13 protein-coding genes are annotated in these 21,398 nt (G+C 62.6%); 5 read left to right on the top strand and 8 right to left on the bottom strand.

Features of this window, described 5'->3' with window-relative positions; translation table 11 throughout:
• Together H6678_04135 and H6678_04130 are read right to left on the bottom strand one after the other, a co-directional pair.
• Window positions 1–411, bottom strand: a 411-nt coding sequence (locus H6678_04135) for a hypothetical protein (GenBank protein ID MCB9472980.1), incomplete at its 3' end; no start/stop codon positions are given.
• A 206-nt stretch (window positions 412–617) separates the two neighbouring features.
• Entirely contained in the window at window positions 618–1,244 is a 627-nt protein-coding gene (locus tag H6678_04130) for a hypothetical protein (protein MCB9472979.1), read from the bottom strand.
• Here H6678_04130 and H6678_04125 point away from each other — a divergent pair.
• The 3 genes from H6678_04125 to H6678_04115 all read left to right on the top strand — a co-directional run bounded on the left by H6678_04125 (window position 1,236) and on the right by H6678_04115 (window position 6,068).
• A complete protein-coding gene (locus tag H6678_04125) occupies window positions 1,236–3,575 on the top strand; it encodes a T9SS type A sorting domain-containing protein (protein MCB9472978.1) in 2,340 nt (779 codons plus the stop codon). The genes H6678_04130 and H6678_04125 overlap by 9 nt on opposite strands.
• On the top strand, window positions 3,572–5,017 hold the full coding sequence (locus H6678_04120; GenBank protein MCB9472977.1) for a hypothetical protein: 1,446 nt from the start codon (window positions 3,572–3,574) through the stop codon (window positions 5,015–5,017). The genes H6678_04125 and H6678_04120 overlap by 4 nt, the downstream gene beginning before the upstream one ends.
• A gap of 163 nt (window positions 5,018–5,180) precedes the next feature.
• Window positions 5,181–6,068 (top strand): T9SS type A sorting domain-containing protein, encoded by an 888-nt coding sequence (locus tag H6678_04115; protein MCB9472976.1) that lies wholly within the window; start codon window positions 5,181–5,183, stop codon window positions 6,066–6,068.
• A 1,191-nt stretch (window positions 6,069–7,259) separates the two neighbouring features.
• On the opposite strand, the gene H6678_04110 is transcribed toward H6678_04115, so the two are convergent.
• From H6678_04110 to sprA, 4 genes are read right to left on the bottom strand one after another with little or no spacing between them, the layout of a single operon-like run.
• Complete coding sequence (locus H6678_04110) at window positions 7,260–8,147, bottom strand: hypothetical protein (protein ID MCB9472975.1); 888 nt, start codon at window positions 8,145–8,147, stop codon at window positions 7,260–7,262.
• Between the two features lie 16 nt (window positions 8,148–8,163).
• Window positions 8,164–9,048: a 50S ribosomal protein L11 methyltransferase gene (gene prmA / locus H6678_04105; GenBank protein MCB9472974.1), complete on the bottom strand. Its 885-nt coding sequence runs from the start codon at window positions 9,046–9,048 to the stop codon at window positions 8,164–8,166.
• A gap of 44 nt (window positions 9,049–9,092) precedes the next feature.
• On the bottom strand, window positions 9,093–10,007 hold the full coding sequence (locus H6678_04100; protein ID MCB9472973.1) for a M28 family peptidase: 915 nt from the start codon (window positions 10,005–10,007) through the stop codon (window positions 9,093–9,095).
• Entirely contained in the window at window positions 10,004–16,957 is a 6,954-nt protein-coding gene (gene sprA, locus H6678_04095; protein MCB9472972.1) for a cell surface protein SprA, read from the bottom strand. Before sprA ends, H6678_04100 begins: the two co-directional genes overlap by 4 nt.
• Before the next feature lie 501 nt (window positions 16,958–17,458).
• Here sprA and H6678_04090 point away from each other — a divergent pair.
• Window positions 17,459–17,989, top strand: coding sequence for a hypothetical protein (locus tag H6678_04090; protein ID MCB9472971.1), 531 nt, complete (start codon window positions 17,459–17,461; stop codon window positions 17,987–17,989).
• A 97-nt stretch (window positions 17,990–18,086) separates the two neighbouring features.
• Here H6678_04090 and H6678_04085 read toward each other — a convergent pair whose 3' ends face one another.
• The gene (locus H6678_04085; GenBank protein ID MCB9472970.1) at window positions 18,087–19,286 is read right to left on the bottom strand and encodes an aminopeptidase P family protein; all 1,200 of its coding nucleotides are present in this window, start codon (window positions 19,284–19,286) and stop codon (window positions 18,087–18,089) included.
• Window positions 19,287–19,368: 82 nt separating this feature from the next.
• Here H6678_04085 and H6678_04080 point away from each other — a divergent pair, with 82 nt between their 5' ends.
• Window positions 19,369–20,502, top strand: coding sequence for a cysteine desulfurase (locus H6678_04080; protein MCB9472969.1), 1,134 nt, complete (start codon window positions 19,369–19,371; stop codon window positions 20,500–20,502).
• Here the strand turns inward: H6678_04080 and H6678_04075 are convergent.
• Window positions 20,489–21,367, bottom strand: coding sequence for a phosphoribosylaminoimidazolesuccinocarboxamide synthase (locus H6678_04075; GenBank protein ID MCB9472968.1), 879 nt, complete (start codon window positions 21,365–21,367; stop codon window positions 20,489–20,491). The two genes, H6678_04080 and H6678_04075, sit on opposite strands and share 14 nt — an antisense overlap.
• Window positions 21,368–21,398 lie beyond the last annotated feature (31 nt).

Genomic DNA, 21,398 nt, shown 5'->3' with positions numbered 1-21,398 from the left:
TGACAATGTACACCCGCCCCCACCAAGCCCCGAACGGGGCATCCTACATCCATAGCCCGTGGGGAATCCACGGGCGGGCGAGGATGAATCGGGACAATCGGAACCATGCGGAGGGATGATCAGGGTGATGGTTGATGGAACCGGCAGATTGGTCCACGGGGGAACGGTCGAAGGGATCGTCGCCTCGTGCGAGGGGGCGTCGACCGTCTCGACCGCCACCGCATCCGCCATCTCGTCCACCATCTCGTCCACCGCCTCGTCCGCCATCTCGTCCGCCACCTCGTCCACCACCTCGTCCACCACCTCGTCCACCACCTCGTCCACCGCCTCGTCCACCATCTCGTCCACTACCTCGTCCGCGGTTTCGTCCGACGACATGGCGGTCGTGGTGGCGGTCGATGAAACCGTCATGGTCTGGAGCAAAGCGTCGGTCGAAGGGACCGTCACCTCTCTCACATGCCGCGGTTCATGGATTGATGGGCACGGCCTGCAGCCTTTGCCCATCCTGCGAGACTGGTCCAACGCCATGCCCGACAGCTTGCTTGCGCATGGGGCGGACGAGTGCCAGCTTGGGCGCTGCTTCCAATCGCAATTCCGAAACCGGATGTCAGCGCATGTCAGTCACGTGGATGTTCACCCAGATCGGGGTCGTTGCCCTGCTGTGGCTCTCCGCCCAGCCAACCGGTGCGGCGACCGTGCGGGTTCCGGTGGGCAGCCGCAGGCAACTGGCACGCATCGTGGAGGCCGCACAAGCGGGCGACACCCTGCTGCTGGCCGCGGGTACTCATCGTGTGGCCCAATTGCGCCTGCCCGATGGCGTGACCTTGCGCGGCGAGGGCAGCGTGACACGCCTGAAGGGCCGCGGGAGACGCGGCATGCTCTGGCTGGATGCGGCCCACCAGGGAGTGGTGCTGGAGAATCTGCTGCTGACGGGAGCCCGCAACCGGGAGGTTGGTGGGGCGATTCGAGCGCTGGACTCCCGCCTCACACTGAAATCCGTGACCATTGAGCACTGCCGCTCCCGCAAGGCCGGCGGTGCGCTCTTCGCGCGCGGCGGCACGCTGACCCTGCAGGACTGCCAGTTCCTGGGCAACCATGCGCCCAGAGGTGGTGCGCTGGCTCTGGCGCGCGGAGACTCGGCCCTTGCCCCGGGCGGCCTGGACGCCCAGAATGTGCTCTTCGCGGGCAACCGGGCAGGCACGGGTTCCGTCATTGCCAGTGCACTGCCCACACGCGTGAATCACGGCACCATCACCGACAACGAGGTCACCGAATACATGGGCGCCCACCTGATTCTGGAGCACACGCTCGAATTGAGCGCGTGCAACTTGTCCGACAATCGCGGTGCGAGCAGCGCTGGTCCGCTGCAGATGCCAGACAGGGACAGCCTGCGTGTGAGCTATACCAACATTCACGGCCACGAGGGCGGCGACTGGGTGGGAGTACTGGAACCGTTGGCTTCCCGGCCCGGAAATCTGTCCTGTGTGCCAGTGTTCGTGAACCCGGTGGCACGAGACTTCCGCCTGCGCTGGGACAGTCCATTGCTGGACATGGGAGACACAGCGGCTCCGCTGGACTTCGATCTGACACGTTCTGATATCGGGTGGAGCCCTGTCGTGCCAGTGCAGACCCTTGCGGGAACGATCTCGGATCCTCTGGAAGCCATCAACTACGAAATCACCGCGAACTGCACCATCAATGCAGCAATCCCTCCTGGGGCAACATTGCGTGCAGCATCGGGTGTCCAACTGAGCATCGCGGTTGTGGGTAGTGGGGTGTATACATTGGGCAGCGCCCAGGGGCCGCGCACGGCGGTTGTTGGCAGGCCAGGCCGTGATCTATTATCCGCAGCTTCCATCCTCTTCAAACCCGGGACCGCTTCCGGAACGGAGTTGCATGTGGAAGGTGTGCTCTTCAATTATCCAGCCATCGACTATGCGAATGCGACTTCCGCACTGTCCTTCAATGGGCAATTCGCGTCGATGTTGCTTCCCGTTGTTCTGGATGGCAACCTCAATCAGTTCCAGAACTACATGAATCTGACTGTGCCAAACGGCTCGACCCCAATCCATTGTGATCTGCTGTTCTGGAACTGCGAAGGGCAAGTCAGCAACATGAGTTTCGGTGTCGATCCTTTGTTGAACCCGGGAAGTTTGTCCTGCAACAGTTCAAAGATGTCCATCGAAGGTTGCGAATTCACTGTTCCCGCAACGGGTGATTTTCGTTCACCATTGAAGATGTTCAATGTCACATCGAGTGGAACATATCATCTGGTGAACAACACCTTCACAGGAAGTGAAGATCAGGTGGGGCCCTTGGCTGACTTCTATCACGCGGTCGCGCGCCTGGAATGGAACAGGTTCCTGCAGTGCAAGACAACGGCGTACATCCAGACATCCTCAAGCCTGGATATGGGCGGGGAGGCCAGAAATGAGATCCACGCAAACCTGGATGCGGAAGCTTTCGAGACTGATACTCCGATCGTCGCGCTTGAGAGCGGAGATCTGGACATGTACTGCGGACGCAACAGCATTGTCGTCGCAGATGCTGATGCAACGCAGCCTATCATTTCGTTCACAGGGGATCACAGTCCCAATCCAGATCGCATCTGGCGAGAAAACTATTGGGGTACAAGCTGTACGGAGTTGCTGACCGAAGAAACCGTGAATGACGACGTCATTGGGTTGATTCCCGTGTGGGCCGAAGTCGAGGAGAATCTCCTGACCTGTCTGGAGTACTTTGCACCGGGCAATCCGGCTTGCCCCTATGAACCCTACACGGCTTTCGAACTGCTGAAACTGGGCATCGATGCTGAGCTGGCTGGGGATCTGGACAGTGCGCGTGAGCATTGGTACTACTTGGTGATCTTGCACCCCACTGCGAAGGAAATCAATGAAGCGACTCTGCGCTTGAAAGCCCTGGGCCAGGACAAGAATTATGGCCCGGATCATTTCACGCTGGTGCGCGACCATCTGTTTGAAGCCGCCGATCTGTCAGAGGGGGTGAACTTCCATACCCAGGCCGTGTTGCAGGATTGCAGCGCCTGGTGTGTCGAGGCCCTGCTGGGAGACCGCACCCTGGCAATCGCTGCCTTGAATGCCATGCTGGTGGGCGAGACCAATCATGTGTGCATTGATGAAATCCACTTCAGTCTGGCGGAGATCGCCACCTATCCCGCTCAAGGCGGACAATCCTCTGCCGCTCCGGATGCCCGCTATACCCGCGCTCTCGTGCAGCAGCAGGCAGTCCAGACCTTGTTGGCATTCCAGCGGGGCACACATGCCGGAGTGCTGGAACCAGCGGCACTACCGCAGACCTTCGCCATTCAGCGACTGTATCCCAATCCTTTCAACCCCACGACGAGGATTGAACTGTCGGTGCCCGAAACTGCGGTTGTGCGACTGCGCATTTTCAATCTGCAGGGCCAGCAGGTGGCCACGCTGGTGGACGGTCGCCTTGAGGCAGGCGTCCATTCGATCCTCTTTGATGGCAGTGCGCTGGCCAGCGGCATGTATCTGGCACGAGCCGAGTATCAATGCCAGACCCAGGACCGAAAGATGATGCTGATCAAATGACCCGAATCAGGAAACTCGCCTGCTGTTTGCTGTTGGGGTTGGGGCTTTGCAGCCCTGGCCTCGCGGCCATTCTGCATGTACCTCTGGACTTTGGCGAAATCCAGAGTGCCATGGACGCCAGCGCTCCCGGGGACACGGTGCTGGTGGCACCGGGTACATACACGGGGCTGTACACCAGCCCGGACTACACTCTGACTCTGGCCTCGAACTACCTGTTCAGCCAGGATTCCACGGACATCAACGAGACGGTTCTGGATGGAGAGTACGCAGGCACGATTCTGGACATCATCGTCGGCGAAGGAAACTGGTTCACCCTCTGCGGTTTCACCCTGCAGCACGGCCAGGGGCAGGACATCAACTCCTCCGCCTATTGTTTTCGGGGAGGAGCGTTGCAGATCAATGCTCCCTCGAATGCCGAGATCAAGGATACTGTGTTCCGTGAAAATCGGGCACCGCGAGGGGGAGCGGTCCTCAATCAGGGAGTCGTTTGTGGCATAGCAGGGCTTGCGGGCAGTCTGTTCCTGCGCAATGTGGCGTGCTACAGCAATACGACCGACGCGCCGACCGGAGGCGTTACCGGGGTCCTTTTCATTCGCACCAGCGCTTCCACGATGGTCATTGACAAGTTTCTCTACAATGGGGGTGGCGACAGTTCCCGGTCGATACACGTCTCGTGCTCTCTCATGGATTCCGTGTACGTGAACGATCTCACACTGTTGGATTGCGATGGAAACGGGGCCGGAATAGGTTCCAGCATTGTCCATGAAAGCGGACAGGTCTTCACGAACATCCGAACGTCAGCCGCCGAAGGTCTGCGCGGTGCTGCTTTTGTAATACAGCCCATTCACTACGTTGTGGACTCTTCGGTTGTCGTAGTCCGCAACATGGACTACGGTGATCAGAGATTGGCGTTGTCCAGCAGCATACGTTCCCAATCCACGACTCTGGATATCGATGGAGTCAAGATCCATGGATTCCGCAACATCGATGACGCGCCTGCGGTTCAGATCCGCTCGGATGTACCGGGATCCATGCGCAATGTGAACATCTACAACAATGTTGCGGGGGACAGTCTGACTCACGTCGCAGAACCTCTGCTTTGGACGGTCAACATGAACCTGGACAGTGTCTACGTCCACGACAACCGGTCGATCGTGCCTGGGGACCCCCAGGTCGCCAGTAATGGGGGCAATGACGTTCAGGGGGCGATGGTCAGAGCAGAAGGCCAGAACATCACGTTGTCCAATATGCGCTTCGAGAACAACCGGGTCGATGACCTGGATGACTACAGTGACCATTCGCCATCGGAGATTTCACCATTCCAATTGGGGGCGAGAATTGTGGGCCGGTGCCAATGGAATCCTTGTTGCACGAAACATTTCAGTGGAACACAGCCGTCAGCCCAACTCTGTTCCCGAAGTGTATTCGGTTGCAGCCATTGACCTTGCGCGCCCCGGATCGACCTTGGTCTTCGTTGCGGGGACGCACCTGTACCTGGACAGCATCCGAGTGGAAGACGCAGATGATGGCGGCCTTGTTGTCGGATCGGACTCGATATGGGTATCGAATGTGGTGCTGAAGGATGTGGGCAGGGTCGGTTTCCTGATGGGCAGAAATGAACTCCCTCAGGCTGCACCCTACTACAGCTTTCGGAACATCCATATCGAGAATGTGGATGCCAGTGACAACTTCCTGACCCCCCAGGAACAATGGGGCAGCAACCAGGCACTGTTGTTCGTGGATGTGCGTGCGGCGTACTTCGGGATTCCGCCAACCATCGAGTTCGAGAATGTGACGGCCACCGGCTGTGACGGGATGCGGCACTTGTTCAATTTCTATGAAGGTGTCACCCTTCGGGTCCGCAACTGCGTGTTCTGGAACAATACCTACCAGCAGTTGCTGGAGTGGGATGACCCCATCACCCAGACGTGGGAGTACAACATCCTTCAGGAGCCTGTGCCAGGCATCGGCAATCAGGTTGGAGTCGACCCCCTGTTCGATGAGGAACTGGGTATCCCCTGGCTGTCCCCAATCTCCCCGGCCATCGACGCAGGCAACCCGGCATTGGTATACAACGACATCGAAGACCTCGACAACCCCGGCTTCGCCCTCTGGCCCAGTCAGGGCACCACGCGCAACGACATCGGCTACACCGGTGGACCGCATGCGGGAACTCTGGAACATCTGGTGGCCGTGCGAGCACCGCGCCCGGAACCCTTGGCGCAACCGGGGGCCTTCGTGCTGCGCCCAGCCTTTCCCAATCCCTTCAATCCCGTGACCACTCTGGGCTATGTTCTCAACCGCCCACTGCAGGTGGAGCTGTCCGTGTACAATTTGCTGGGGCAGAAGGTGCGGACACTCGTTTCCGAAATGGAGAGCGCGGGGGAGCACCATGTAAGATTCGATGCCAGCGAACTGGCAAGCGGGGTGTACATCGTGGAGCTGACCGCAGGTGGGGAATCGCGAACGCAGAAGATTCTGCTGCTGAAATAGGACGCCCCGAAGGGGCACTGTTTCCTCAGCCCAAAGCGACGCTTTGGGTTGTGTCGCCCCCGTCAATCCACACACAATCGTCTGCCATGTCACTGCCCCCATCCCACCACACCTTCGGCGTGCCTTCCCCCGCTGCGCGAGGGAAGGGATGACGGCTTCGCCTCGCCAGGCAATGGTCTACTGCCAAGCCCCGAACGGGGCATCACACATTCATAGCCCGTGGGGAATCCACGGCGGACGTGGATGAATCGGGTGGAGAAGGGTGTGTGTTCCCATAGCATGGCGCCCCGGTTACGCTGCGCTTCATCCGGGCTACGTCGTTTTATGGGACTTGTCAACCAACACATGGCAATCACACCACACACCGTCCCCCACCAAGCCCCGAACGGTGCATCACACATCCGTAACCCATGGGGAATCCACGGGCGGAGGCGATGAGCTGGCCGCAAGATCACCCACCGCGAGACAGCGGCGAATTCCCAAAGAATCAATCCCCTTCCGCAGCGGTGACGCCGGTGGCGGAACCATCGAGACGGAACGGATGGGCAGGGAACGTTGGCCCCCGCGCAGAGGAGTGTATTGCCGGCGACCGGCGACAGTATCCGTGACATGCACACTGTCAGTCGCACAGCGGTTCCAAATGGGAATGAACTTGTGGTGTAACCAATCGGGATTCCCGCCTTCGCGGGAATGACGGGAATGACGGGAATGGGCGAGCCGCATGCTCACCCACCGCGAGACACCGTCGATTTCCCCAAGATTCAATCCTCTTCCACATCGGTGACGCCGGTGGCGGAACCATCGAGACGGACCGGTTGGGCATGAGCGTGGGCCGCCGCGCTTGGCCCGAAGGACCGCATCGCGGGCCAAGTTTGCGCGGCGCGAGGCCTGCTGGGCCTTCTTTTGGACCTACATTTTCTTCGCGAAGAAAAGGTAGGAGAACGCCCCCCGCGCAGGGAAGTGTATTGCCGGCGACCGGCGAGGCATGCCGTGACACGGCACAGTGTCTGACGCACAGCGACGCCGGCCGAAGGGCGGCTGGTACGGGTGTTGAGTAGAAATGAGATGGTTTGCCGTGTAACCCATCGAGGTCCCCGCCTGCGCGGGGATGACATTCGAGGTGGTGCGGTGTAACCTCGGGGCGCCATGCAATGGGTCCCCGCCTGCGCGGGGATGACAGAACTTTGGTGCTCAGCCTATCTTCAGCTTTTCCAGCAGGAAGCCGTGAGGAGTGTTCCAGGGGCAGAAGCGGACACGGTGGAAACCCCTTGCGGAGAAGAGGCGACGCACGATCGCCAGAGAGTCGATGATTGAATGACCACGCCCGGCGAGAAGAGGCAATGTGTCACGTTCCTCTCCGTCGAAGTTCGCCAGCCAGTCGTGGAGCACGGTCAGGCCATCAGCGTCCAGCATGGTGGATCTGAGGCGCTGCTCTTCCAGGAAAGTGAGACGCGCTGCGACCAGGCCCAGCAGCCAGGCGGGCTGGCCGCAGAGGTCGAGGGTCTTCAGGTGGGCGCGCAGCAGGTCGGCCACTTCGGGCATGGCCTCGGGCGCCAGCTCGCCGCGTCGTTCGAACAGACCGGGGCGCTCGCAGCCCCAGGGCAGGCTGGTGTGTTGGGCTCCCTGACCCAGTTCACGCACCAGAGTGCTGGACCAGCCACCGACCTGCAGCATGTAGCAGGTTTCCTCGTGGGAAAAGCAGGCGCGATGCGCGCGCAGCAGCAGGCGCGCCTCATCCGCGACGGAGGGCAGGTGCAGCGTGTAGCCCATGGTATTGCCCAGATGGCGCGCCCACTGCTCAAGTTCCTTGTGCTCAGGGTCGTCGTTGGCCAGGCTGGGCGACAGCAGCACATCAATCGGGCCCGCACCCTTGGCCTGGCGCAGGGCCAGCGGGCGCAGCTGCAGTTCCACCGCCTCGCGGGCCTCGGGGCGCAGGTGGCCGTGGCGGGCCAGGCTCAGGTCCAGATCGTTGTTGAGCACGTCGTGAGACACGATGGCCAGTGAGCCGGATTCAGCGGGGCCCGCACTGAGAACCTGGGTCCAGCCATCATGGATGCTGCAGACAAGCTGAGGTGTCATCACGGGGCTCCCTTGCTTACTGGGGCCGGGTCTCCGGGTCGCTGGGGGCGGTGAAGGTGAAGGCCAGCCATTCCCCCTGACGATGCACGCTGTCCACGGGTGTGTGCCATTGCCGAGCCAGGGCGTGAATCGCTTCCTCTTCCGTGGAGAGGATGCCCGACACCAGCAAGCGGCCACCGGGGACCAGCAGGCGCAGGAAGTCGGCGAAGAACTCTTCGATCACACTGCGCTGGATGTTGGCCAGCAGAATGTCGAAGCGGAAACTGCGGTCCAGGCTGGCGGGGCTGCCCAGCTGGAAGTGACTGGATACGCGGCATCCGTTCTGGGCGGCGTTCTCGCGCGAGGCGCGCACGGCTTCGTCCTCGATGTCGATGCCCCAGGCAAAACCGGCGCCCAGTTTGAGCGCGGCAATCGCCAGCACTCCCGTGCCACAGCCGGCGTCCAGCACATTGCGGCCCGCCAGCTCCAGCTCTTCCAGGCATTCCAGCAGCAGGCGGGTGGTCTCGTGGGTGCCGGTGCCGAAAGCGCTGCCTGGGTCCAGACGAATCAGCAGGCGGTCGGCGTGCTCCGGCCCCGGCTCGAGCCAGGTGGGGCAGATCAGGATCCGCTGGCCAATGGGCTGGGCGGCCCAGTACTTTTTCCACTCGGTGTTCCAGTCCTCGTCTTCGCGGGATTCGAGGCGATGGTTCCAGGTCAGCAGCGTGTCCGGAGTCAGTTCGGCCAGGCTTTCCAGAAAGGCATCCAGACCGGCCCGCACACGGTCCATGTCGGTCTCGCCGGGAAACCAGGCTTCCAGCTTGTCCTTGTCCTCTTCCAGACCGCTGGCGCCGGCTTCGAAGAGATGGTTGCTGAGGGGCTCGCTGGCCCAGTCGTTGTACTGAATGATCAGGCGATAGTGCATGGCAATTCCGGAAGGGGCGCGGGGTCGCGCGTGGGGCGCCGTGGCTACGGGAGCTGGCGCAGGGTTTCCAGCAGCACATCTCCAATGATGCCCAGGCTCTCGGAGCTGCACTGGGCGGGAGTGTCACGCGTGGTGTGCCAGGCCGGATAGGTGAAATCGATCAGGTTCACTGCGGGAATGCCGGCCTGGATCAGCGGCACATGATCATCGAGGATCGCCTGACCCATCCGGCGCTGGAAAATGTTGTCGTGGCCCAGATCGGCGGCCGTGTTCCAGATCAGGTCCACCCAGTCCGGAGCGGCCTGCCAGCTGTTGCGCTCGATCTGCAGGTCCAGGTCGGTGTCACCCAGCATGTCCAGATTCACCGCCAGAAACGGGGCGGGCACCAGCAGGTTGCGGGCCAGATGGCGCGAGCCCAGCAGGTAATCGGCCAGCACGCCCTCCTCGCCCCAGTCTTCACCATCCACGAGCACGATGTCCACTCCAATCGGTGGTGGAGTCGTGCTCCAGAGCGTGGCCAGTTCCAGCAGGATCGCCACACCGCTGGCGCTGTCGTTGGCGCCGACCAGCGGCTGAGCCGCCAGCTCGGGGTCCTTTTCCTGATCGCAGAAGGGACGACTCTCCCAGTGGGCCGTCAGCAGTATACGACGCGGTACATCGGGCCGGAAGCGGCAGACGATGTTGCTCAGGTTCAGGGTGGGGCCTGCCTCGGCACGTTTCGGATGGTCGTCGCGTACAGGGTGGCTGAAATTCTGCAGAAACACGTCGTCACCCAGGGGCGTCAACGTGGCCAGCAGCCAGTCGCGGGCCGCGGTGTGTCCGGGTGCGCCCGGGTAGCGCGGACCGATCTCGCAGAGCTGTTCCAGAAATGAGAAACTGCGTTCCCGCGAGAAGGACTCGGCCTGCGCCGTGAGGCCACTGGCCAGAACAAGGGCCAGCAGGCAGCGTGTGAGACTCATCGGCGTCCTCCCGAACTGCTGGACGAGCCACCACCGCGTGCGTTGCGGATCTGGATCGTGCAGTTCATTCCGAATTCGGTGTAGGTCATCTGATCGGCCACGGTGCCCGAGCGCTGCGAACCGAACTCGTACCAGGCGCCCCCGCGCACATTGCGCGAGAACTCGAAGTCGGTGCTGGCGCGCAGTTTCCAGTTGCTGGGAGTCTGTGGCGTGTTCCAGACCAGAATCTGCACAGGATCGCCCTCACCATCGGGATTGGGCACCGATTCGCGGATGCTGTTCACGGTCATGTTGTTGGAGCGCGTGTATTCCAGCCGGACGGTGGTATCGTTCTGGAAGCCGGTCTTCATCAGCGGCAGCTTGAAGCCCTTCTTCAGGCGCTTGCTGCCGCTGACCTGCATCTCGGTACGCCGGTTGTAGGTCAGCGAACGGTTGCCCGGGTTCTCGGGCGTGGTCACCGTCAGGGTGCGACTCTGGTTGAAGTTCAGGTTGCCGCTCCAGTCGTTGTTGGTGCTGAAGTCGAATCCGGCCAGCGGGCTGAAATTGCGCGTGTAGGACAGACGGCTGCGCTCCATGCCCGGTCGGGTACTGGAAATCGTGTACGAGGTTTCCAGCTTGCCCGTGTAACTGTGATTCAGGTTGAGCGAGGTCACCAGCGTGCGGATGACCGGCAGTTTGTCCAACCCGCCGATGGTCAGATTGTAGTTGGGCACCAGTTTCAGCGAGGGGTTGCCGCCCACCAGGTCACCATCGTTGAAGGTGCCGCCACTGAGGGTTTCGTTGCTGAAACTGAACCAGCCGTTCTCCGACTTGCGCCGCGAGCTCTCGCGGTCGTTGGTGTAGCTCTGGTCAAAGGCGAAGTCGTAGCTCAGGTTGATGGGCACCGACTTGATGAAGCGCACCTTGGTGCCCAGCTTGTAATCGTAGCCGAATGAGCGCTGGGTCTGCACCACATAACTGCCCACACCCAGCGTGTCGAAGCCCGTGTCACGGCTCAGACCCAGCTGGTACAGCAGGGCCGCGTGGCGTTCGCTGGCGGTGTGTGTCCAGGGCAGCACGGCCTGACCCGGGTTGCCGAAGGAGCCCGTGCGATTGAACGTGATGGTCACATCATCGAAGGCATTGGTGCCCAGTGCCAGGCGCTTGCGCACTCGGGTCAGCCATTCGATCACGGGATTGGGGCCGCGCTCCTCGTCGTCAGCGGCGGTCACCAGCAGGGAATCGCCGCCGGCGGGCAGTTCCACTTTGGCCGGGGGCGTGGTGCCCCGTGCCGCCAGAATCAGGCTGTCCATCTTTGCCTGCTCGCGCATCAGCACCAGGCTGTCCTGGGCGCTCAGTTTCACCGAGTCGGGCAGTTGGTCAAAGAGGGAACGGCGCACGGGTGCGGATTCTGGCTCGGGTTCAGGCGCGCTGGGTGGTGTCTCCACCACGGGATCCTGTGCGACAGGTTCGACGGGCGAGGCGACCATGGCTGGCGCCGTACCGCCTTCGGTCAATTCAGGCTGCTCTTCGGGCTGCTGTTCCGGAGCCTGGGCGGGCGGTGAGGACTCGTCTTCGTTCCCGTCTCCGGACTTATTGTCCTTGGCCTGCTGGCGGTCGGCCTTGCGCTGTTCCTTGAGGGTTTCCCGCTCGGCGCGTTTCCGATCACGCTCGGCAGTCCTGGCCGCTTTCTCTTCCTGGAACTCGCTCTGGTACTCGCTGAGCTTCGCGGTGTTGGTGAACATGGCGGCCTGGAGCACATCCTTGGTCTTCAGCCGCATCGAGGTGCGGAAGTCGCCACGGCTGCCCAGATCCACACCTCGGGCCGGCTCCACCAGGGTGCGCCGCCAGGTGTAGCTGGTGTTGTAGGTGAAGTCCGTGCTCAGCCAGGCCAGCAGCTCGGGCGTGAAACGGAAGTTCATGCCCTGGGTGATGTTGTGATCGCCGTCGTGGAAACTGGCCTTGCCCTGCAGCCAGCGCTCGTACTGCACGTAGAATTCGTCATCGCTGGTGCGCGTTGGATCGTTGGCCGGCACCGAGGTCTGTCCGCGGTCGAAGAGCAGATTGTTCTGGTAGGCCCGGTTCATCTCCACGCTGAAGATGGTCAGCGGCGCGAAGCCCGTGGCCCAGTTGCGGTTCAGGGTGTAGGTCTCGGTGTGCTGGAAGGTGCCGTCACGATCCAGTTTGTCACGCAGTGTGCGCGAGGTGTTGGCCCCCAGGTTGAACTTGTTGGGGAAGTAGTTCAGCTCGGCTTCGCTGTACTTGCCGATCAGCGGCCAGTCGGGCAGGAAGAACAGCGGGCGCAGCCGGTGCTTCCAGTCGATGGTGTTGTTGTAGCCGAAGGTGAAGTTCTGGGTGACCGTCGTATCGCCTTCGATCAGCTTGTTGCGCGAGACCGTCTCCGACACGTCGTAGCTCAGGCTGGCCTTGTCCACCAGCTGCTTGCCCAGCCAGGACTCGCTCTTGGTCTTGCGCACGCTGGCGCGCGCGTTGCGGCGCAGGCTGACGTCCTCGACCCACTCGGGGTGGTTGTTGCGGTCCACTTCGCTGTCGTCGTTGGGGAAGTACTTGGGCAGGCGGTAGTCGTAGGACCAGCCACCGGACACATTCAGGTTGGTGTTCCAGTCGGGGGGCATCAGCCGCCCCAGGTCCGTGTCACCCTGGATGCTGCGCTTCTGGGTGAAGGTGGCGTTGGCACCCGCCGAGCGCTGTTTCACGTTGTGGAATTCGGCGTCCTGCTGCTCGAAGTTGGCGTTCAGGTTCAGCACATCGCTGAAATTGGCATCCACCTTGGCGCGGAAGGCGCTGCCGTTCTCCTTCTTCACATCGGTCAGGCGCAGCTCGTTGAACCAGACCTGGGTATTGGCCGGTTGCGCGCTGTGGTTGCGCACGCCGAAGTAGAGACTGCGCACCTGGTTGATCGAGGGATTGCCCTGCACGCGCAACTGCCCGCCATCGGCCAGCGTGATCGGTTTGCCCGGCTCTTCCTGCTCCTTGCCCGCCGCCGTGAATGACTCCAGCGCCGTGATCTCGGTGAAGAGCACATCCAGGCTGTTGGCCGGGTTCCAGCCGGGGTGGATGAACTTGCTGTACTCGTAGAAGTTGTTCTGCGCCGACTCGATGCGGTAGCGGAACTCCAGCGTGTTGTCCTCGACGAAGTTCACCTCGCCGGGCACTTCGCCCGTCAGTTCGGTGCGCGTGAAGGACCCACCGTGCAGGAACATGCGCATCCTGCGGTACTCGCTGAAGGTCTGGGGCGTGGCGAACTGCTTCTTGACCCAGGCCGTCTCACCGAAGGGCAGGTTTTCCAGCTGCAGCACCAGGCTCTGCTCGCGGCTGACTTCCTGGGTCAGAAAGTCCTTCTGGCCTTCCACCCCGGGCGGGCCGTAGTAGAACTGGTTGTTGTCGAAGTTGTTCAGCACGGTCACGTCGTAGTGGCTGGTGTCGCTTTCCTCGACGATGGCCTGGCGCCACTCGTTGCCCACGATATTGAACTCGGCGATGTCCAGATCCAGCGGATGGGTGTTGCCGCTGAACCAGAGGCGCACACCGTTGACCAGGGTCAGGTTGGGATTGCCCACCACCTGCACGTTGTCGTCGGCCAGCGGAATGCGGATGTAGACCCAGCCGCGCTCGTTGGGGAAGGCGTAGCGATCGAAGTCCGGGTTGGCGGGATTCAGCGGCACCGTGTACGAGAAGTAGCTGTTCTCCAGCTCGACGCTCTTGTTGCCGTTGCGGTCCTCGCTGTCGGGCGAGATCTGGTCGCTGTCGCGGGAGTTGCCTTCCCAGCCGTGTGACTTGTCGATGCTGCGGTCGGGGGGCAGGCGGTCATCCGGATAGCGCAGGTAATCGTCAAAGGACCAGGGCTCCCAGGCGTCCTTGAGGAAGTTGCCGTTGATGTCCCACCAGTCGTAGATGTCGCCCAGCTCGGCGATCATCACGCTGTCGTTGGGAGCCGAATAGCCGAAGAAGGCGTCCGGCAGCGGCCACTCGGGATCGGCGCCATCCAGGTTGTCCAGACCGGTGTCCTCGCTGGGCACCAGCTGGTCGTCATCGTTGAGATCCTCGGTGTCCAGCGCGCCGTTGGGGATCACGTCTTCCGAGATCTGGCCCAGATCGATGTGCATCACGCCGCTGTTGTCGCCCGAGATGTACACCGTCATCTCCAGGTATTTCTTGTCGGACAGGTCGTCGTAGGCCCCGCGGAAGTCGTAGTAGATGCCGCCCCAGGAGCGCTGGCGCTCGACGGGTGAGCCGTCCAGGCTGAACTCGCTGTCCGAGATCACCTGGCTGGCCAGGGTGAAGGGGTAGTAGTGCAGCCGGAAGAGGCGGATGTTGTTGCTGGTGCCTTCGCGCGCGTTCTGCTGGTAGTTGGGCCAGATGTCCGAGGCGTTCACCCGGTCGCGCGGGTTCCACCAGCCGATCTGCCCGCGGTAGCCCAGCGCGTCACTCACCGGCTGCGAGGAGAGGAACCACTGGTTGGCGCCCATGCCCACCGGGATCTCCTGCTTGGAACTCTCGAAGTCGTCGATGTAGGCCACCCCGTTGTTGTCGCCCGTGGTCGGGCTGTTCGAGGGGTTGGGGTCGGGCAGCACGATGGCGTACTCGGCTTCCATGCTCAGCCCCGACTCGGCGTCGGCCTCGATCAGGGGCAGCGCGTCGATGGCCTGGGTCATCAGGCGCGGCTTGAACTTCAGCCGGCCGTTGACGTCGAAGATCAGGTTCTTGATGGGCTCGTTGCCCAGACGGATCTTGCGCTCGCTGCTCTCCTCGTTGAAGTAGATCGCGCTGGCGCCCAGGAAGTTGGTGTTGCCCAGATCGTACTCGGCGCGCAGGCCGGCATAGGTCTTCTTGCGCAGCTGGAAGAGCTGGGGAGTCTCGAAGGTGACCTCGATCTCCTGGTTGGGCTGGGTGTACACCGGGTTGGTGATGCGGATGATGCCGGCGAACTCGTCCAGCTCGTAGTCGGTGCCCTCGCTCAGCCGCCGGCCGTTGGCGGTGACGCTCACGTTGGTCACGTTCCAGCCCAGGTTGATCACCTCGGTGCCCACCAGCGCCGTCGATTCCAGCGAGAAGCGCGAGACCAGGTCCAGATAGGTGATGTCCGTGGTGCGCAGGTTGTACAGCGGGGCCATGGTGGTCGAGTCGGCGAAGCCGATGTACTGGGTGTCGTTGGCCGTGTTCACGATGTTGGGCAGGATCGAGCCATCACGCTGATCCAGCACGCGCGAAAAACCCGTGGAGTCCTGTGAGGAGCCGAAGGGCTCCAAGCTGGGGAACCACAGGTATCCGGTGTCCGGGTCCAGCCACTTGCGGTCGATCTTGCCGTCCTTGCCCACCACGCCCGTGCCGTTCTGCTCGGTGTCCAGATAGAAGATCGAGAGGTAGCTGGTGCCGTTCTGGCTGGTGCTGCCCGTGCCGCCCGAGGCGGTCTTGAGGATGTTCAGGCTGAAATCGTTCTGGTCGGAGTTCTGGGCGCCCACCGAGTAGACGTTCTTCAGCATGCGGTCCCAGTAGCCCTTGTCGCTGTCGGGGCTGAAGTTCTGGGGCACAAGCACCACCACGCTCGACTGCTCGTCCGTGAGCTCGTTCTCATGGACACCCTGACTGAATGCCTGGTAGGTGTTGCCTGACACCGTGGAGTGCGGAGTCTGGAAGAAGTTGGCCGTCGCGGTACTGTAGGACATGGCCACGAATTCGTTGGGACGTGGGCTAAAGTTCAACTGAACGATACCGCGATCCTCGTCAATTTTGAAGGGCAGATCCGCGGTGCTCCCGCTACTCCATTCGTAGGGTTGCAATTGGTAGAGCTGGCCATCGAACTCCGGGCTGCCATCGGGGCCCACAAGATACAGGCGGCGGTAACTGCCCTGTTCGCGGCTGAAGCGCCAGAGAGTGAATTTTGTGATGCGGGCCTGATCCGTGGTGTAGTGACGGTAGGTGCCCGCCTCCAGCTCGCGGTAGCGGTCGCGGTAGAAGTCGTTGACGAAGAACAGGTTGGGCACCCACTCGCCCGGATTGCGCGCCTGGGTGCTTTCGCTGGAGCCGTCGCCGCGCGCGGTCTGTTTCTTGGATTCGTTCTTTTCCGAGGAGGCCACGCCCGTGAGCTGCAGCGGTCCGAAGCGTGTCACGGCCTTCAGTCCAAAAAGCCCGCTGCTCTTCTCGCTGAAGTTGACGAAGCGCGTGCTGGGCAGGCTCATCGAGATGTTGCCCACTTCCAGGCTCTGGATGATCTCCTCGGGCTCGCCCGTGTAGGTGATCGAGAGGCTGTTCTCGAAGTCGAAGGTGCGCTCGGTGTCCTGGTCGATGTGCACATCCACCTTCTCGCCGATCTTGCCCACCACGGTGAACTGCTGGTTCTGCTCCAGCTGGAAGTTGTTGCGGTTGTTGTTCAGCAGACTGGCCGACTCGCTCTCGCGCTTCTCGTTGCGGTAGGCGCCGCGAATGCCGATCTGGCCGGTCACATTCATTCCGATGCGGCCGCTGCCGAAGATGCGCTGGAAGGTCTGGCTGCGGATCTTGAAGGGAATGTCAATCTGGATGTGCTCGCCGCCTCCGGCCGCCAGATCCATCGATTTCTCGCCCAGAGTGCGACGCACCTTGGCCTGGTTGCGCGCCAGCAGCAGGCGGCGTTCCAGGCTGGAGTGGCTGAGGAACTGGGATTCCAGCAGGGTGCCGTCCCAGGAGTAGCTGCGCAGCATCACACCGTTGGCCGTGCTGTCCTGGCGGATGATGGTGGACGCGCCGGGGCGAGGGTGCCCCAGCCATGCCTCCGCACTCTCGCCACTCTGCGACAGCTGCGAGAGGGGCGAGTCCGGAGAGTTGCCGTTGTAAAGCCCCAGCCCCGTGTGCAGGGTGGTGGAGCCGCTGGAAGGCGGAGCCCAGACGGAGTCGTCCTGGTTTCCGGACGAGTCGGAAGTGCTGGCCTGGGCCAGCGCCATCACGGGATGCGCAAGCCACAGCAGGGCCATGAGCAGCAGGATGCGGGTCCTGGCCCGGGGCCGTACAGGATGCCGGAGTGCCTGAATGATGAGGTACCCTCTGGAAGTCCCTGTCGCCGGGGGCCGCGGACGTGTCCGGGAGCCGGGAATGGCGGGCGGGAGATTGAGTTCAACGATCAGAAGAGCAAACGGTCGATGGACCTCCAGAAGCAGTCGGCCGATGGTTCAGCGGTGTTGAGGACCGGGCGATCCGGTCGGTGATCGATGGGGCGGCTGGCCCGGAAGTCCGGGGTCGGTACACTGCGACAGGGCAAGTGCCTGCAGGAAGGTGCCGGTGCCCGGTGGCGACCCCCATCCTCAGCCTGCGCCAACAGGTCGGCAAATATAGGGTTGTGCCATTAATAGTAGATCGGACGGACGGGTTCCCGGCTTCAGTGCCAGGAAGCACAGGACAGGGGGCAATAAGCATGGAGTTCCGGCGTTCCACTGACACGCAAACGACGCGACGCAACAGATGGAAAGGGATATCACATGCGCGCCTTGACCTTGATCGCCATCGGCCTGCTGGCCGTGGGCGCCCACGCCCGAGGGCTGGGACAACTGCTGATGGATCCGGAGCTGAACCTGAAGACCGGCCAAGCCAGCCAGATCGAGACGACCCTGGACCAGCACCGGCTTGAAATGGTGCAGCTTCAGGCGGACCTGAAGAAAGCCCGGATGGAACTGGACATGGCCCTGAAGTCCGACGCGAGTCTGGGGACCATGGAGAAGAAGGCTGACGAGATCACCAAGGCCGAAGGCATGGTGCTGAAGTCACGGCTCAAGGTGCATGTCGCGGTCCGCAAGAACCTGGACGAAACCCAGCAGGCCATCTTCGACCGCAAATACTCGAGCCTCGACCGACCCGGAAAGGGCCGTGGGGGCAAGGGACGCGGCGGTCCGGGCCCAGGCTGGAACGCTGACGGTCCGCGCTTCGGTCCCCACGGACCGGGTCGCTGTGGTGCCGGACCTTGCGGCCCCGGTGGTCCGTCCGCCCTGCCTGGCGGTCCCGACCTGGACTGAGATTCATCGGCTTGCCGCCTCGCGACGGCCGGCCGCAACCCTGACCCACTTCCTGTTTCCTGATGCACTGAGCGGTCGACTCCTGGAGTTCGGCCGTTCAGTGTGTTGGGGGCAACCAGCGGAACAGCTCGCGCTGCAGGGTGCCTTCGGCCACCACCACCTCGCCCTCGGCACTCAGCAGCACATTGATCTCGGAGCGGTAGCCCAGATCCGGCAGGTAGATGCCCGGTTCGATCGAGAACAGGGTGCCGGGAATCAGTGGACGCAGTTCCTTGCTTTCCAGATTGTCCATGTTGGCACCGCTGGCGTGATCCACGGTGTGCATGCTGTGCCCCGTGCGGTGGATGAAACGGTCGCCCAGTCCAGCCGCCGTGATCACATCGCGCGCGGCCTGGTCCACTTCCCAGCCGTGCACGGGGGCCTTGGCCGCCCAGCGCTCCCGAACCAGTGCCAGGGCGGCGTCGCGGGCATCACGGACCACTTCCCACAACTGCGTGACGCGTTCGGGCGGAGTGCGGGGGCCGGTCCAGCCCATCCAGGTCTGGTCGGCGTAGACCGCCCCGGGACGATCGCACTTGGCCCAGAGATCAATCAACAACAGGCAGTCTTCCGTGATCCGGGCCGAGCCATGGGCCGCGGGTTCGTAGTGCGGATTTCCCGCATTGCCATTGATGCCCACGATGGGGGGATGGTCCGTGTTCAGGCCCTGGACGGCGAAGCGGCTCATGATCCACTGCTGCAGGTCGTACTCGCTCAGCGGTTTGCCCGTCGCACAGGCCTTGGCGGTTTCCTGGAAGGCCGCGAAGGCGATGTCGCGCAACTGGGCTGCCGCTTCCAGGTGACTGCTTTCCTGTTCAGGAGTGAGCGTGGCTTCGAAGAACTGGATCAGTTCGGCGCTGGAGACCACGGTCTTGCCCAGGTCGCGTACCAGATCCAGTGTGCCGCCATCGACCCAGGAGACGGTGGGAATCGCGCCCATGGGGCTGTATTCCATCGCGATGCGGGTGGCGCCGGTCAGCAGGGCATCCAGTTCCTGACGCAGACTCTGGTAGCTGAGGTATTCGCGCACCGTGCCGGGCAGATGGGCCAGGGTGGTGCTCTCGATGCGATGCTGCAGTCGGCCCGGCTCGCCCGATGCGGGAATCCAGTAGAAACAACGGCGCGTGCGGACCCCCGTCGAGGGCAGCCCCAGCAGCGAGTCGGCCACGGGGTTGGTGGTGCGGAAGACAAAGAGCAGCCAACCGTCCAGGCCCTGGCGCCGAAGTTCCTGCTGGATGCGGTCCACGGAGTGTTTCATCGTCCTCTCCCTTCCTGCGGCTTTTCGGGTATCGTAAGTTGGCGGCCAACCTAACGATCGCCTGTTTCGATTGGAATCCGTCATGAACCTGATCTATCTGGATCACAACGCCTCCTCGCCGGTCGCTCCCGAGGCGGTGGCCGCCATGCAGCCCTGGCTGGCCCACTGCGGCAATCCCACCAGCACCCATGCCTGGGGACGTCAGGCCGCCATGGCCATCGAGGAAGCGCGCGCCGACCTGGCCGCCCTGCTGGGCTGTGCCGCCGAGGAACTGTTCTTCACCAGCGGTGGCACCGAGTCCGACAATCTGGCGATCCTGGGTCTCTGCGATCCGGCAAGACCCGCGCACCTGATCTGCAGTGCCATCGAGCACCCCGCCGTGCTGAATACGGTCGGCTTTCTTGAGTCACGCGGCTGGAGTGTCAGTCGGGTGGGCGTGGACGGGCAGGGCGTTCTCAAGCTTGCCGAACTGGAGGCGGCCCTGCGAGCGGATACCCGGCTGGTCAGTGTGATGCTGGCCAACAACGAAGTGGGCAGCCTGCAGCCCGTGCACGAGATTTCGCGGCTTGTGCGTGCGCGAGGTATTCCCCTGCACAGTGACGCGGCCCAGGCCGTGGGCAAACACCGGGTGAAAGTGGATGAACTGGGGGTGGACCTGCTGACCGTGGCGGGGCACAAGCTGAACGCGCCCATTGGCGTGGGCGCGTTGTATGTACGCAAGGGTATCCAGCTGCAGCCGCTGTGTCACGGAGCGTCTCACGAACGCGGCCTGCGACCGGGCACCCCCAATGTGCTGGAAATCGTGGGCTTGGGCGCGGCGGCCAGACGATTCGAGATGGCCGAATCCGGGATTCTGGAAGAGTATGCCGGCCTGCGCGATCATTTCGAGCGCGTGCTGCGTGAGACCTTGCCCGCCGTGCGCTTCAATGCCGGTCGGGCGCCACGACTGGGAAACACCAGCAGTGTCTCATTTCCGGGAATCCGCAGCGGTGACCTGATGGCGGCCTGTCCCAGGGTCGCGGCCAGTGCCGGAGCGGCCTGCCACCGTGACCACACCGAACCCAGCCACGTGCTTGCCGCTATGGGACTGCCGCTGGAGACGATAGAGTCCACCCTGCGGTTCTCGGTGGGGCTGGGCACCACGCGTGAGCAATTGAATCAGGCGATCACACTGCTGGCCCAAGCTCTGCGCGAGCTGGGCTTCAGTAGTCGGTGATGCGCGCCAGTCGCGGTCCAACCGGTCCGGGTTCGGCGTCGAAGGTGCTGCCCGTGATCGCCTCGTAGGCTTCGATGTACTTCAGCGCGGCCTCGATGCGCAGCTCGTCCGTGATCGGGGGCACGGGGCCGTCGCCCGTGAACCCGCGTTCCGCCAGCCAGGTGCGCATCACGTCCTTGTCGATGCGCCGCTGCTCGGCACCTTCCTTCAGTCGCTGCTGATAGGTGTCCGCGTACCAGAACCGGCTGCTGTCGGGAGTGTGGATCTCGTCAATCAGGATGACCTTGCCGTCCAGCAGGCCGAACTCGTATTTGGTGTCCACCAGAATGATGCCCTGACGGGCCGCGATTTCCGTACCGCGCGCGAACAGGGCCAGACTGATGCGGGAGAGCTGGTCCATGATGTCCCGACTCACCAGCGAGCGTTTCACGATTTCCTCGGCGGATACGCTCTCGTCGTGCTCGCCCTGTTCCGCCTTGGTGGAGGGAGTCAGCAGGGCGTGGGGCAGGGCCTGATCCTTGACCAGACCATCGGGCAGCGGATTGCCGCAGAAATTGCGCCCGCCATTCTTGTAATGCGTCCAGATGCTGGTGCTGGTGGTGCCCGTCAGGTAGCCGCGCACGATCATTTCCACCTTCAGCGGTTCCACATCCCGCACGATCATCGCATTGGGTGCGGGCAGCGAAACCACGTGATTGGGCACGATGTCGCGGGTCGCCTCGAACCAGAAGGCTGCCATCTGGTTGAGCACCTGGCCCTTGAAGGGGATCGTGGTCAGCACCACATCATAGGCGCTCACGCGATCGCTGGTCACGATCAGCCGTCGGCCATCGCGGTGCCAGCTGTCCCGCACCTTGCCACGCATGCAGGTGCCGGGCAGATTCAGATCGACTGTC

This window comes from Candidatus Delongbacteria bacterium, from assembly GCA_020634015.1.
Taxonomy (GTDB): Bacteria; CAIWAD01; CAIWAD01; order CAIWAD01; family CAIWAD01; genus JACKCN01.
The sequence above is the reverse complement of the archived record's forward strand: the minus strand, read 5'-3'. Positions and strand labels throughout refer to the sequence as shown.

Coding starts and splice junctions, on each gene's coding strand:
- H6678_04120 (MCB9472977.1), top strand. CDS start 3,572: ATGACCCGAATCAGGAAACTCGCCTGCTGTTTGCTGTTGGGGTTGGGG.
- H6678_04115 (MCB9472976.1), top strand. CDS start 5,181: ATGGGCAGAAATGAACTCCCTCAGGCTGCACCCTACTACAGCTTTCGG.
- H6678_04110 (MCB9472975.1), bottom strand. CDS start 8,147: ATGACACCTCAGCTTGTCTGCAGCATCCATGATGGCTGGACCCAGGTT.
- prmA (MCB9472974.1), bottom strand. CDS start 9,048: ATGCACTATCGCCTGATCATTCAGTACAACGACTGGGCCAGCGAGCCC.
- H6678_04100 (MCB9472973.1), bottom strand. CDS start 10,007: ATGAGTCTCACACGCTGCCTGCTGGCCCTTGTTCTGGCCAGTGGCCTC.
- sprA (MCB9472972.1), bottom strand. CDS start 16,957: ATGGCCCTGCTGTGGCTTGCGCATCCCGTGATGGCGCTGGCCCAGGCC.
- H6678_04090 (MCB9472971.1), top strand. CDS start 17,459: ATGCGCGCCTTGACCTTGATCGCCATCGGCCTGCTGGCCGTGGGCGCC.
- H6678_04085 (MCB9472970.1), bottom strand. CDS start 19,286: ATGAAACACTCCGTGGACCGCATCCAGCAGGAACTTCGGCGCCAGGGC.
- H6678_04080 (MCB9472969.1), top strand. CDS start 19,369: ATGAACCTGATCTATCTGGATCACAACGCCTCCTCGCCGGTCGCTCCC.
- H6678_04075 (MCB9472968.1), bottom strand. CDS start 21,367: ATGCGTGGCAAGGTGCGGGACAGCTGGCACCGCGATGGCCGACGGCTG.